Origin of the sequence: Actinoplanes sp. NBRC 103695 (genome assembly GCF_030269485.1) — a bacterium.
Taxonomy (GTDB): domain Bacteria; phylum Actinomycetota; class Actinomycetes; order Mycobacteriales; family Micromonosporaceae; genus Actinoplanes.
On the sequence record NZ_BSTL01000007.1, the window covers coordinates 205,346 to 217,512 of the forward strand.

Here is a 12,167-nt window from a genome sequence, read left to right on the forward strand (position 1 = left end):
TCAGGCAAGAGCGTAGGAGGTTGCCATCTCCTCGAAGATCGGCTTGCTGTCGGCGAACTTCGATTCCTTGGTGGTCAGGAAGAACGAGTACGCCTTGCCGTCCTGAATCACCGCGCCCCACATGCCGTGCCGCGCGTCGGGACCGCTGCCGCAGGTGTACTCCAGGACGGCACCGTCCCGGCCGGCGATGGTCCGCGGCTCGAGCGACACCTGGTTGTACGGCTTGGGGCAGCTCGTCGACTTGGTCTTCAGCGTGTTCTCCGCGACGCCGAGGAACTTCTCCGGCGTCGACTTGGAGCTCTCCACCAGGATGCGCACCTTGCGCAGCTTGTCCTTGGGATCGACGTAGTCGACCCACACGCCGCCGGAGGTCGTCCGCTTCCAGTCCTTCGGCACGTTGACGTTGATGCCGCGGTCGTCGTAGGTCTGTGTCGGGAAGGCCGCGGCCACCGGCGCCTGGCTCTGCGGTCCGGCGAGCGGCGGGGCCTCGGGCTCCTCGCCGCCGGGCAACGTGATGATCAGGACCAGCGCGATGATCAGCGCGAGCGCGCCGCCGCCGGCCGCCAGCTGCTGGTTGCGCGACCAGCCCTTGACCGTGGTCACCGCCCGGTCGGAGGCGTCCTTGACCGTGCTGACCGCGTTCTGCATCATCGCGCGGCGCTTGGCCGCCGGGCTCTGCACGATGCGGCCGCCGCCGTACTGGTTGGCGGTGCCGGGGTTCTCCCAGGATCGCCGGGGCGGGACGACGGCAGTGGTGTCGCCACCGGCCGGCCCGGGCGGCATGGCCTGGGTGCGGCCGTCCGCAGCCCCGCCACCGCCCCTGGCCGGGCTGAAGCCAGAGCCTGATTGCCCGAGCTTGGCCAGGTGGCCGCTCAGTGACTCGCCGGGCGCGAGCATGGCCCGGCCGCCGATCTGGCCGCTCGGTTTCGGCGCGTGGATCGGCTGGGTCTCGGCTGCCGGCGGCCGCTGGCTGGGCACCACCGAGTAGGGGTCGGTCATCATGTGCGGCGGCGACTTGCTGGCCAGCGGCCCGGCGAGCTGCTGCCGGAGCATGGTGCGGGCGCTCTGGGCGTCGAACCGGCGAGACGGCTCCTTCTCCAGGAGGCCCATCAGGATGGGGTCCAGCGAACCGGCCCGGACCGAAGGGGCCGGTGGGTCCTCCACGACCGCGTGCATGGTCTCGATCGGGTCGCCCTTGTCGAACGGCGGGCGGCCCTCGACGGCGGTGTACAGCGTCACACCCAGCGAGAACAGGTCACTGGGCGGGCCGAAGTCGTTGCCCATCGCACGCTCGGGCGAGATGAAGTGCGGCGAGCCGAGCACCATGCCGGGGGTGGTCAGCTGCACGTCGGTCGGCAGCTTGGCGACGCCGAAGTCGGTCAGCACGCAGCGGCCGTCGGAGCAGATCAGCACGTTGGCCGGTTTCACGTCGCGGTGCAGCACGCCGTGCGCGTGGGCGACCTCGAGCGCGCCGAGCAGCGCGATGCCGATCTTGGCGACCACCCGTGGCGGGATCGGGCCGTCCTCGATGATCATGTCGGCCAGGCTGCGGGCGTCCAGCAGCTCCATCACGATCCAGGGCCGGCCGTTCTCGTGGACCACGTCGTAGACCTGGACCACGGCCGGGTGCTGGAGCGCGGCGGCGGCGCGGGCCTCGCGCATGGTGCGCTCGTACATCGAGTCGCGGTCGCTGGGCGCCAGGCCCGGCGGGAGGATGACCTCCTTGACAGCGACGTCTCGGCGCAGCAGCGTGTCCGCCGCGCGCCAGACCGTGCCCATGCCACCGTGCCCGACCGCGGCCCTGAGTGTGTACCGACCGCCGATGAGCGTGCCTGGAGCTGCGCGTCCGCTGGTGGGAGCGTTGCCACTGCTCCACGTCGGAATCTGAGTCACAGAGATGCCACCGAGGGGATCTAGGGGCCGGGGGACCGAACCCCGCTATCTTGCCGCTTCCGACCCCTTTTCGGAAAGTCGATGGGGCATTCGTTACCGTCCCGACGACGAGCCGTAAACAGACTGTCGCAGAGTGTCGACGACTAGTATCGGATCGTGGACGCTGAATCCGGATTCACCATCAAACCGGTGTATAAGGAACCCGTATCGGCTGATCTTGGTGAGCCGGGCGAGTTTCCCTATACGCGTGGCGTCTACCCGACGATGTACACGCAGCGACCGTGGACGATGCGGCAGTACGCGGGCTTCGGCACCGCCGCCGAGTCCAACGCGCGCTACCACCAGCTGCTCGCCAACGGCACGATGGGCCTGTCCGTCGCTTTCGATCTGCCGACCCAGATGGGGTACGACTCGGACGAGGCGATCGCGCACGGCGAGGTCGGCAAGGTCGGCGTGGCCGTCGACTCGCTGGACGACATGCGGCGCCTCTTCGACGGCATCCCGCTGGACAAGGTCTCCACGTCCATGACGATCAACGCCCCGGGCTCGGTGCTGCTGTTGCTCTACCAGCTGGTGGCCGAGGAGCAGGGGGTGCCCGGGTCGGCCCTGAACGGGACGATCCAGAACGACATCCTCAAGGAGTACATCGCCCGCGGGACGTACATCTTCCCGCCCAAGCCGTCGCTGCGCCTGGTCGCCGACACGTTCGCCTACTGCCGCTCCCAAGTGCCGAAGTGGAACACCATCTCGATCTCCGGCTACCACATGGCCGAGGCCGGGGCGACGCCCGCGCAGGAGATCGCGTTCACCCTGGCCAACGGCATCGAGTACGTGCGTGCCGCGATCGCCGCCGGCCTGGCCGTGGACGACTTCGCGCCCCGGCTGTCGTTCTTCTTCGTCGCCCGCACCACGCTGCTGGAGGAGATCGCCAAGTTCCGTGCCGCCCGCCGGATGTGGGCGCGGATCATGCGCGACGAGTTCGGGGCGACCAATCCGAAGTCGCTGATGCTGCGCTTCCACACCCAGACCGCCGGGGTCCAGCTCACCGCGCAGCAGCCCGAGGTGAACCTGGTCCGGGTGGCGATCCAGGCGCTCGGCGCGGTGGCCGGCGGGACGCAGTCGCTGCACACCAACGCGTACGACGAGGCGATGGCGCTGCCCACCGAGAAGTCGGCGCGGCTGGCGCTGCGGACCCAGCAGGTGCTCGCGTACGAGAGCGGCCTGACCGGCACCGTCGACCCGTTCGCCGGGTCGTACGCGATCGAGGCGATGACCGACGAGGTGGAGCGGATCGCCACCGAGCTGATGGAGCGGGTGTTCTCGTACGGCTCCGCGGTGGACGCGATCGAGCAGGGCTTCCAGAAGCAGGAGATCGAGACGTCCGCGTACCGCATCGCCAACGAGGTGGACAGCGGCGAGCGTGTGGTGGTCGGGGTGAACCGGTTCGTGGCGGACACCGAGGAGCGGTACGAGCCGCTGCGCGTCGACCCGGCGATCGAGGCCGGTCAGGCCGAGCGGCTGGCGACGCTGCGTGCGGAGCGGGATGGCCGAGCGGTGGAGGCGGCGCTGGCCGATCTGGCAAAGGCCGCCGAGGGTACGGACAACGTGCTGCCGTTCATGAAGGACGCGTTGCGCCTGCGTGCGACCGTCGGAGAGGTCTGTCACACCCTGCGCGGGGTATGGGGTGTGTACCAGCCGGTAGAGCGCTTCTGAGGTCCTGGCGTCACCTGGAGGGTGGATCACCCGTTGGGTGGTCTAGGCTTTCGCGCCTCAACGGACTATTACCGCGGGCCTCAACGGACTACTGCCGAGGGAATTGTGACCAGTGTGCTGACGGTGCCGGAGGGCACAACTGTGCGTGATCAACCGGGTCCTCTGCCGGGCCAGCTCGACCGCTGGCTGGTCGCCCGGGGCGCCGACCTGGTCGCGTTCCGTCGTCACCTGCACGCGCACCCGGAGCCGTCGCACCACGAGTTCGAGACCGCCGCGCTGGTCGTGCGCGAGCTGACCGCGGCCGGGCTCAAGCCGGAGCTGCTACCCAAGGGCAACGGCGTGATCTGTGACATCGGCGCCGGCGACCGGGTGATCGCCTTCCGCGCCGACCTGGACGCGCTGCCGCTGCCGGACACCAAGGACGTCCCGTACCGCTCCACGGTGGACAACGTCACCCACGCCTGCGGCCACGACGTGCACACCACCGTGCTGCTCGGTCTGGGCCTGGCCCTGGCCGAACTGGAGCGGGAGGGCGCGCTGCCCGGCCGGGTGCGGCTGATCTTCCAGCCCGCCGAGGAGAGCATCCCGTCCGGCGCCCCGGAGGCGATCGCCGCGGGCGCGCTCGACGACGTCGCCGCGATCTACGCCCTGCACTGCTACCCGCAGCTGCCGGCCGGTCTGATCGGCGTGCGGTCCGGCCCGTTCACCGCGGCCGCCGACATGGTCGAGGTGACGCTGACCGGCGCCGGTGGGCACACCGCGCGTCCGCACCTGACCGCCGACCTGGTGCACGCCCTGGGCCGGGTCATCGTGGACGTCCCGGCGCTGCTGGACCGGCGGATGGACCCGCGGGCCGGCGTCTCGATGGTGTGGGGCGCGGTGCACGCCGGCGAGGCGGCCAACGCGATCCCCGGGACCGGGTACGCCCGGGGCACCGTCCGGATCCTCAACCGGGAGGCCTGGCGCGCGGCGCCCGACCTGGTGACCCGGCTGATCCGCGACGTGGTCGCGGCGACCGGCGCCGAGGCCGAGGTGACCTACACCCGGGGTGTGCCGCCGGTGATCAACGACCGGATGGCCACCGCCGTGGTCGCCGGTGCGGCCGGCGCCGCGCTGGGCGCCGACCACGTGGTGGAAGCCGAGATCAGCATGGGTGGCGAGGACTTCTCGTTCTACCTGGAGCAGGTGCCGGGCGCGATGATCCGGCTCGGCACCGGCACGCCCGGCAGCGACATCCGGCACGACCTGCACCGGAGCGATTTCGACGTGGACGAGCGCTGCATCGGCGATGGGGTTCGGGTGATGGTGCACACCGCCCTGGCAGCGCTCGCCACCGGTTCTTTCTAAGCCGCGTCGGCAGGCTGAGGTGCGTCGGCAGGCGCCGCGGCCACCGGCGCACGGCGGCGACGGTTGCGGCGGAACGCCCAGATCGCCAGCCACACCGGCACGCCCAGCACGATCAGCCACGGCAGCAGCGCGCCGAGCACGGTCACCAGGACACCCAGCGAGGCGGTCAGCGCGTCCCAGCCGCCGCGCAGACCGGCCAGGAAGCCGGGTGCCGAGTCGTCGTCCGGCCCCACCTGCGCGGCGGGGCTGAGCAGCACCACGGTGATCGTGGAGAGCGCGGTCAGGTCGGCCAGGCGGCGCTTCTTGGCCTGCAGCGAGGCCAGGTCGGACTCCCGGGTCGCCACCTCGCGCTCCAGCATCACCAGGTCGTTCAGCGACTTGGCCTGGGACAGCAGCCGGCGGCCGCTGTCCACCCGGGCCTGCTGCACGGCGATCCGGGCGTCCAGGTCGACGGTCTCCTCGGTGACGTCCTGGGTGTTGATCTCCCGGGACTCCTCCTTGCCGTCCTTGCCCAGCTTGGCGAGCTGGTCGACGACGTTGGTGAACTTGACCGCCGGGACGCGCAGGGTGAGCGTGGCGTTGGCGCCGCCGTTGTCGCTGTTGCGGTTGTCGCCGCCGATGAAACCACCGGCGCCGGCCGCGATCCCGACGGTGCGGGCGGCGGCCTCGTTGACGTTCCCGACGCGCAGCGTGATCGACCCGGTGTAGATGATCGCGCGCTGGTCGATGCCCAGGTTGGGCGCCTTCGCGGGCTCGGCCTTACCCTCGGCCGGACCGCCCTGGGCGGGTGCGATCTCGGCCTGGTCCTTCGCGGCCTCTTCGTTCGGCATGGCCGGCGCCGCGGCGGGTGCCCCGCCCGAGTCGCCCCGGCTCTGGGAGGCGGTGTTGTCGGCCGAGTCGGCCCCGCAGGCGGTCAATAGGAATCCGGCCGCTAAAGCGGCCGCGATCAGTCGTGTGGTACGCATGGCTTCCTCCGAACCCCGTTTCGGTTTGCCCCCGTCAGACGCGCGGCACGCGCCGGTCGGTTCCGGCAGACTGCGGGTTGAGGGGTCACGATTCGGCAGCGGAGGAGTCCCGTGCAGATCACGAAGTTCACGCATTCCTGCCTGCGCATCGAGGGTGACGGCGTGCTCGTCGTCGACCCCGGCGTGTTCAGCGAGCGTGCCGCCCTGACCGGCGCGGACGCGGTGCTCATCACTCATGAGCACCCCGACCACCTGGATGTCGAGGCGGTGATCGAGGCGGTGAAGCTGCGGCCCGACCTCAAGGTCATCGTTCATCCGGACGTGCTGCCGCAGACCGAGCCGTTCGCGGCGGCGGTTACCGCGGTCGAGCCGGGCGCCGAGTTCACCGCCGCCGGGTTCACCGTCCGGGCGTTCGGCGGGCAGCACGCGGTGATCCACCCGGACATCCCGCGGATCGCCAACCTGGGCTACCTGATCTCGGACGCCACCACCAACCTCTACCACCCGGGCGACTCGTTCCACGTCCCCGAGGGCGAGACCGTGGAGACCCTGTTCGTCCCGCTGCACGCTCCGTGGGCCAAGATCTCCGAGACGATCGACTTCGCCCGTACGGTGCACCCGGAGCGCGCCTTCGCCCTGCACGACGGGCTGCTCAACGACAACGCGTTCGGCATCTACAACGGGATGATGGAGCGGCTCTCCGGCACCCGGTACGCCCGCCTCGCGCCGGGCACCACGCTCGGCTGATGGCGGCCGCGACCGACGAGCTGATCCGGCGGATGTACGAGGCGCCGCCGGACGGCTTCGTGGCGGCCCGGTCGGCGGCCGTCGCCGAGGCCAAGAAGTCCGGTGACACCGCCGCCGTCAAACAACTCACCGCCCTGCGCAAACCGACCGTGGCGGCGTGGCTGGTGAACCTGCTGGCGCTGCGGAAACCGGAGCTGATCGATCAGCTCGTGGAGCTCGCCGAGGCACTCCGGACCGCCCAGCGCACGCTGCGAGGCGACGAGCTGCGCGAGCTCTCCACCCAGCGCCGGCAGATCGTCTCCGCGCTGGTCGGCGAGGCCCGCAAGCTGGCCGTCGCGCAGGACAAGGGACTGGCGGGCAAGCTGCCGCTGGGCGAGGTGGAGGCGACGCTGAGCGCGGCGATGTCCGAGCCGGAGATCGCCGAGCAGGTCCGCAGTGGGCGGCTGATCCGCGCGGCCACGTACGCGGGCTTCGGTGAGGTTCCGCGCCCGCGCCTGCGCCTGGTGCACGACGCGGACGCTCTCGAGGACGCTGAGCAGGCGGAGGAGGAGGTGGAGGAGGGCGACGACGAGCCCGCTCCGGCGGCACGGGATCGGGCACTGGCCGAGCGCCGCCGCCGGGAGTTCCAGGAGAAACGCCGTGAGTTCAAGAAGGAGCTGACCGCCGCGCAGGCCGCCGAGAAACGCGCCGACGACCAGCTCGACAAGGCCGAGACGGCGGAGCGTGACGCGGGTCATGCCGTCGAGGACATCGACAACGAACTGGCCGAACTGGAGCGTCGCCGGACCGAGGCGCAGGCCGAGGTGGGTCGCCGCAAGCTTGCCCGGCGCACCGCGGAACGCGAGGCCGCGGCCGCTCGCCGCCGGGTCGGCGACGCGGAGGCCGCTCTGGAGGACCTGGACGGCGCCGCACCGGACTGAGCGTGCACATTTCCGGATTCGGTCCGGAAACATCCGGCGGCCGATGGGGTGATTTTCAGGATTCATGCGATGAGAGCAGAATCGCCTCGTGACCCCCGAACAGGCCGCCGCCAACGCCCGACCGGGACTCGTGAAACTCGTGGGTGCGTTCGCCGAGTCGCCGCAGACGCTGCGCCGTGCCCGGCTGCTCGGGCTGTCCGGCTGGGCCTACCACGTCTCGGCCCGTGCCGGGGCGCTGGGCGACGTGCGACCCGAGACGGTGACCGCGGCGATCGGGTTCATCGCGCCCGAGGCGGTGACCGACGGCTGGGAGGCGACGGCCAAGACCTCCGAGCCGATGGAGGTGGCCACCTGGCACCTGCACGAGCTGTGCCGCTGGGGCGCCGACGAGCTGGCCGGCTTCCCGCGGATCGGCCGGTTGCTGGAGCTCTCCCGCCAGGTGGTGTCCGCCGTGGACGCCGCCGGGCTGCCGCTGTTCGCCGCGTGGCGGGCCATGCCCGTACCGGATTCGTCGCCCGGCGCGCTCGCGGCCGTCCAGTTGCACCTGTTGCACGAGCACCGGATGGGCGTGCAGGTGGTGGCGATCCGGGCGAGCGGGCTGACCCCATTGGAGGCGATCATCGCCGGGCCGGAGGGCGAGACGGGCGCGGTGGCGTTCGGCTGGCAGCCGCCCTATCCGCCGGCCGGGCCGATCGTGCGGCGTCTCATGTGGGCGGAGTCGGTGGCCGACGCGCTGGCCGGCCAGGCGTACGGAAGCCTGAACCGCGAGGAACGAGTAGAGCTCTGTGGCCTCCTCGAATCACTGGTAACCCGTCTGACAAGGTAGGGCCTCGCTCCCGGCCGACCGACCGGACAGGCCCTAATCTCTACCTTCAGGGACCTCGATGTGGTCCCATGCTGGGGTGAGTGCGCTGCCGCCCGGCTTCTCGATCCGCCGGCCCACCCTGGACGACGTGCCCGACCTGCTCAAACTGGCCCACGCCAGCGATGAGGCGGCGGTCGGTGAGCCCGACTTCAGCACCGACGACGTCCGCGAGGCGCTGACCGACGCCAACACCGACATGTCTGTCGACTGCTGGGTCGCCCTGGACGCGGACGGCTCCATCGTCGGCTGGACCTACCCGCACAACCCGACCGGTGGGAACCGCGACTTCATCGAGGTCTACACCTGGCCGGGGCGTGGTGCGCCGGTCCAGCGGCCGCTGCTCGAGCTGATGCTGGCCCGGGTGGCCGAGCGGGGCGCGGCGTTCGGCCACGACCCGTACGAGGTGCGCGCCGGCGCCATCCCGACCGAGAGCGCCTACATCGCCACGCTCCTCGACGCCGGGTTCGAGTTCCACGCCCAGCACGCCCGGATGACGATGTCGCTGGCCGGGGTGTCGCCGACCCCGCCCGCGCCGCCGGAGGGCGTGACCGTGCGGGTGCTCGACCACACCGACGAGGACGAGCTGCGGCGTTTCCACGGCGTGATCCAGGAGGCGTTCCGCGACTCCGACCATCACGCGACCAGCTTCGAGGTGTGGATCGACCGGGTCCGGGCCCAGGCGAGGGTCAGCTGGGACGAGTGGTTCGTGGCCGAGGTGGACGGGCGGATGGTCGGGGCGTTGCAGTCCGCCGACGGTGACGGCTCGGCGGAGGACGAGGGCTGGGTGCGCTCGTTGGCCGTGCTCCGGGCGTACCGGAGAAGGGGTGTGGGTGAGGCGCTCCTGCGCCGAGCTTTCGCGACCTACGCCGCCAACGGACGCGCCCGGGCGGGTCTGGGTGTGGACATGGCGAACCCGACCAGGGCGGCGCGGCTCTACCGCGCGGTGGGCATGCACCCGCTGTACGAGGCGAACATCTACAGACGCCTCGCCTGATCAGGCGTCGGGCGAGGCTGTCCTGGTCGGACGCTGGCGGAGCTCGGTGACGTAGTCGTCGGGCGCGCCCGCCTTCTCCGCCGCGTTCGCGATCTCGGAGAGGTACCACGCCGTGGGCATGCCGCCCTCGTATCCGTCGAAGACATAGACCCACGCCGCGAACTCGCCCTCGAGCGAGGCGACACGGACGGTGAGCTTCTGGTACGCCCCCGCGGTCACGCCCTCGACCTCGTCGAGTTGTGACGCGTCCCATGGGTGCACGTCGTAGACGGACACGAAGACCCGGTCGCCCGGCGACTCGACGATCGTCGTGACGGCGCCCTCCCAGCCCATATCCCCCTCACCGGCGAACGTGAGGCGCCAGCCTTCGATCCACCCCACGCCGACCATCGGCGAGTGCGGACAGTAGGCCCTCATGCGGGCAGGGTCGAGGTTCGAGCCATACGCGGCGTAATGACGCACGGCGATGACACTAACCGCAGAGACGGGTGAGGGAGAATACGAGGGGTGCGTGTCGCCAGGCATGCTGCTTATTTTTGGAGGTTTGCGGACTGTGACCCGGATTGTGATCATCGGCGGGGGGCCGGGCGGCTACGAGGCGGCTCTGGTCGCCGCGCAACTCGACGCGGACGTGACCCTCGTCGAGGCCGACGGGGCCGGTGGCGCCTGTGTCCTGTCCGACTGCGTGCCCAGCAAGACGTTCATCGCCAGCTCCGACGTGGTCACCGGCTACGGCAACAACGAGCGCTTCGGCGTGAGCGGCCCGGGGCTGGAGGGCGTCTCGGTGGACGCGGTGGCCGTGAACACCCGCGTGAAGCAGCTGGCCCTGGCCCAGTCCGGCGACATCCAGGCCAAGCTGATCAAGGCCGGGGTCGACGTGGTGACCGGGCGGGCCCGGCTCGGCGAGGACACCCTCGGGCACACCCACCAGGTGCTGATCACGCCCGCGGGCGGGGAGCCGTACGCGGTGGACGCCTCGACCGTGCTGATCGCCACCGGCGCCACCCCGCGCGTGCTGGCCTCCGCGGCGCCCGACGGCGAGCGGATCCTGGACTGGCGGCAGGTGTACGACCTGACCGCGCTGCCGGAACACCTGATCGTCATCGGGTCGGGTGTGACCGGCGCCGAGTTCGCCAGCGCCTACCTCGCGATGGGCGTACCGGTCACCCTGGTCTCCAGCCGCGACCGGGTGATGCCGCACGAGGACGCCGACGCCGCCATGGCGATCGAGCGGGTCTTCCGTGAGCGCGGCATGACGATCCTCAACCAGTCCCGTGCCGACTCGGTGGTCAACACCGGCGACGGGGTGCGGGTCACGCTCGCCGACGGCCGGGTGGTCGAGGGCTCGCACGCGCTGATGGCGGTCGGCGCCATCCCGAACACCGCCGACCTGGGCCTGCGCGAGTACGGCGTGGACGTGTCGAACGGCGGCCACGTGACCGTCGACCGGGTGTCCCGCACCAACGTGCCCGGCATCTACGCGGCCGGCGACTGCACCGGCGTGCTGCCCCTGGCCAGCGTGGCCGCGATGCAGGGCCGGATCGCGATCTGGCACGCGATGGGCGAGGCGGTGGCGCCGCTACGGCTGCGTACCGTCTCGGCGAACGTCTTCACCGACCCCGAGCTGGCCACGGTCGGCCTCTCGCAGAACGACGTGGACGCGGGCAAGGTGCCGGCCCGTCAGGTGATGCTGCCGCTCACCGGCAACGCGCGGGCCAAGATGGCCGGGCTGCGGGACGGGTTCGTGAAACTGTTCTGCCGGCCGGCGACCGGGCAGATCGTCGGCGGCGTGGTGGTCGCGCCCAAGGCCAGCGAGCTGATCCTGCCGATCACGATGGCGATCGAGAACAACCTGACGGTCGATCAGCTGGCGCACACCATCACGATCTACCCGTCGCTGTCGGGGTCGATCGCGGAGGCGGCACGTCAGCTGATGCAGCACGAGCTTCAGTAGCGCCCCCTTCGTCGGGGGCCTCTTTCCGGCCCCCGAAGAAGGCGAGGATCCAGCCGGCGGTGCCGAAGACCACGGCGGCGGTGGCGGCGATCGCGAAGAGCCGCCACGCCGACTGGGTCACCGCGGTGCCGCCGATGTGACCGACCAGGCCGCCGTACATGGCCCAGGCCAGCGCGGCGCCGCCGTCGTACAGCGCGAACAGCTTGATCGGGTAGCCCCGGCGGCCGGCGTGGTAACCGGCGGCCATCCGCCCGCCCGGCACGAAACGGCAGAGCAGCAGCACCAGCGGGCCCGGCTTGCGCAGGCCCCGGGTGAACCGCTCGGCGGCCTTCTTGGTCTTGGACGGCTCGTGGTCGCCGTCGTCGTCGTGTTTCGGGCCGAACCGGTTGCGTAAAGCGGACAGCCGATCGCCGAAGAAGTGGTTTCCGGTGTTACCGGCCGTACGCCCCAGCACGAACGCGATGACGTCGCCGGTGAACATCCCGAGCGCACCCACAGCGATCACCAGGGGCAGATCGAGGTCGCCGTACACGGTGAGTGCGCCCGTGGTGATCATGATGGCCTGGATCGGCACCACCGGGACCATCGCGTCCACCGTCAGGAAACCGAACAGCGCAAGGTACACCCATGCCGGTGTCGCCATGGCGGCCAACAGATCGGTCATCGGTCAAGGCACCTCGCGGCTATCAGGATCTCGTCATTCTGCGTTCGCGCCCCTGTGAGGGTGCTGAGTCCCAGCATGCGCCGAGTACCCGTGCAGGTAGCGGTG

At 70.9% G+C, this 12,167-nt stretch carries 11 protein-coding genes; 7 read left to right on the top strand and 4 right to left on the bottom strand.

Annotated elements, in window-relative coordinates:
- Positions 1 to 1,893 (bottom strand): serine/threonine-protein kinase, encoded by a 1,893-nt coding sequence (locus QSK31_RS14240; RefSeq protein ID WP_285684182.1) that lies wholly within the window; start codon positions 1,891 to 1,893, stop codon positions 1 to 3.
- 156 nt (positions 1,894 to 2,049) lie between these two features.
- Between QSK31_RS14240 and QSK31_RS14245 the strand changes: the two genes are divergently transcribed.
- Together QSK31_RS14245 and QSK31_RS14250 are read left to right on the top strand one after the other, a co-directional pair.
- Entirely contained in the window at positions 2,050 to 3,606 is a 1,557-nt protein-coding gene (locus tag QSK31_RS14245) for an acyl-CoA mutase large subunit family protein (RefSeq protein WP_285684183.1), read from the top strand.
- Between the two features lie 105 nt (positions 3,607 to 3,711).
- Positions 3,712 to 4,953 (top strand): amidohydrolase, encoded by a 1,242-nt coding sequence (locus QSK31_RS14250; protein ID WP_502872956.1) that lies wholly within the window; start codon positions 3,712 to 3,714, stop codon positions 4,951 to 4,953.
- Here QSK31_RS14250 and QSK31_RS14255 read toward each other — a convergent pair.
- Positions 4,950 to 5,918 (bottom strand): DUF4349 domain-containing protein, encoded by a 969-nt coding sequence (locus QSK31_RS14255; RefSeq protein WP_285684186.1) that lies wholly within the window; start codon positions 5,916 to 5,918, stop codon positions 4,950 to 4,952. The genes QSK31_RS14250 and QSK31_RS14255 overlap by 4 nt on opposite strands.
- A 111-nt stretch (positions 5,919 to 6,029) precedes the next feature.
- Here QSK31_RS14255 and QSK31_RS14260 point away from each other — a divergent pair, with 111 nt between their 5' ends.
- From QSK31_RS14260 to QSK31_RS14275, 4 genes are all read left to right on the top strand, one after another.
- Entirely contained in the window at positions 6,030 to 6,665 is a 636-nt protein-coding gene (locus QSK31_RS14260; protein WP_285684187.1) for an MBL fold metallo-hydrolase, read from the top strand.
- Entirely contained in the window at positions 6,665 to 7,585 is a 921-nt protein-coding gene (locus QSK31_RS14265) for a hypothetical protein (protein WP_285684189.1), read from the top strand. The genes QSK31_RS14260 and QSK31_RS14265 overlap by 1 nt, the downstream gene beginning before the upstream one ends.
- An 88-nt stretch (positions 7,586 to 7,673) precedes the next feature.
- Complete coding sequence (locus QSK31_RS14270) at positions 7,674 to 8,411, top strand: SCO6745 family protein (RefSeq protein ID WP_285684191.1); 738 nt, start codon at positions 7,674 to 7,676, stop codon at positions 8,409 to 8,411.
- Positions 8,412 to 8,487: 76 nt separating this feature from the next.
- Positions 8,488 to 9,444 (top strand): GNAT family N-acetyltransferase, encoded by a 957-nt coding sequence (locus tag QSK31_RS14275; RefSeq protein WP_285684192.1) that lies wholly within the window; start codon positions 8,488 to 8,490, stop codon positions 9,442 to 9,444.
- On the opposite strand, the gene QSK31_RS14280 is transcribed toward QSK31_RS14275, so the two are convergent.
- A complete protein-coding gene (locus tag QSK31_RS14280) occupies positions 9,445 to 9,906 on the bottom strand; it encodes a gamma-glutamylcyclotransferase (protein ID WP_285684193.1) in 462 nt (153 codons plus the stop codon).
- A gap of 91 nt (positions 9,907 to 9,997) precedes the next feature.
- On the opposite strand from QSK31_RS14280, the gene QSK31_RS14285 reads away from it, so the two are divergent.
- On the top strand, positions 9,998 to 11,398 hold the full coding sequence (locus tag QSK31_RS14285) for an NAD(P)H-quinone dehydrogenase (RefSeq protein ID WP_285684194.1): 1,401 nt from the start codon (positions 9,998 to 10,000) through the stop codon (positions 11,396 to 11,398).
- On the opposite strand, the gene QSK31_RS14290 is transcribed toward QSK31_RS14285, so the two are convergent.
- Complete coding sequence (locus QSK31_RS14290) at positions 11,325 to 12,062, bottom strand: DedA family protein (protein WP_285684195.1); 738 nt, start codon at positions 12,060 to 12,062, stop codon at positions 11,325 to 11,327. The two genes, QSK31_RS14285 and QSK31_RS14290, sit on opposite strands and share 74 nt — an antisense overlap.
- Between the last annotated feature and the right edge of the window lie 105 nt (positions 12,063 to 12,167).

Excerpts from the sequence above, each read along its gene's own strand:
- QSK31_RS14255 (WP_285684186.1), bottom strand. The coding sequence starts at position 5,918 with ATGCGTACCACACGACTGATCGCGGCCGCTTTAGCGGCCGGATTCCTA.
- QSK31_RS14265 (WP_285684189.1), top strand. The coding sequence starts at position 6,665 with ATGGCGGCCGCGACCGACGAGCTGATCCGGCGGATGTACGAGGCGCCG.
- QSK31_RS14290 (WP_285684195.1), bottom strand. The coding sequence starts at position 12,062 with ATGACCGATCTGTTGGCCGCCATGGCGACACCGGCATGGGTGTACCTT.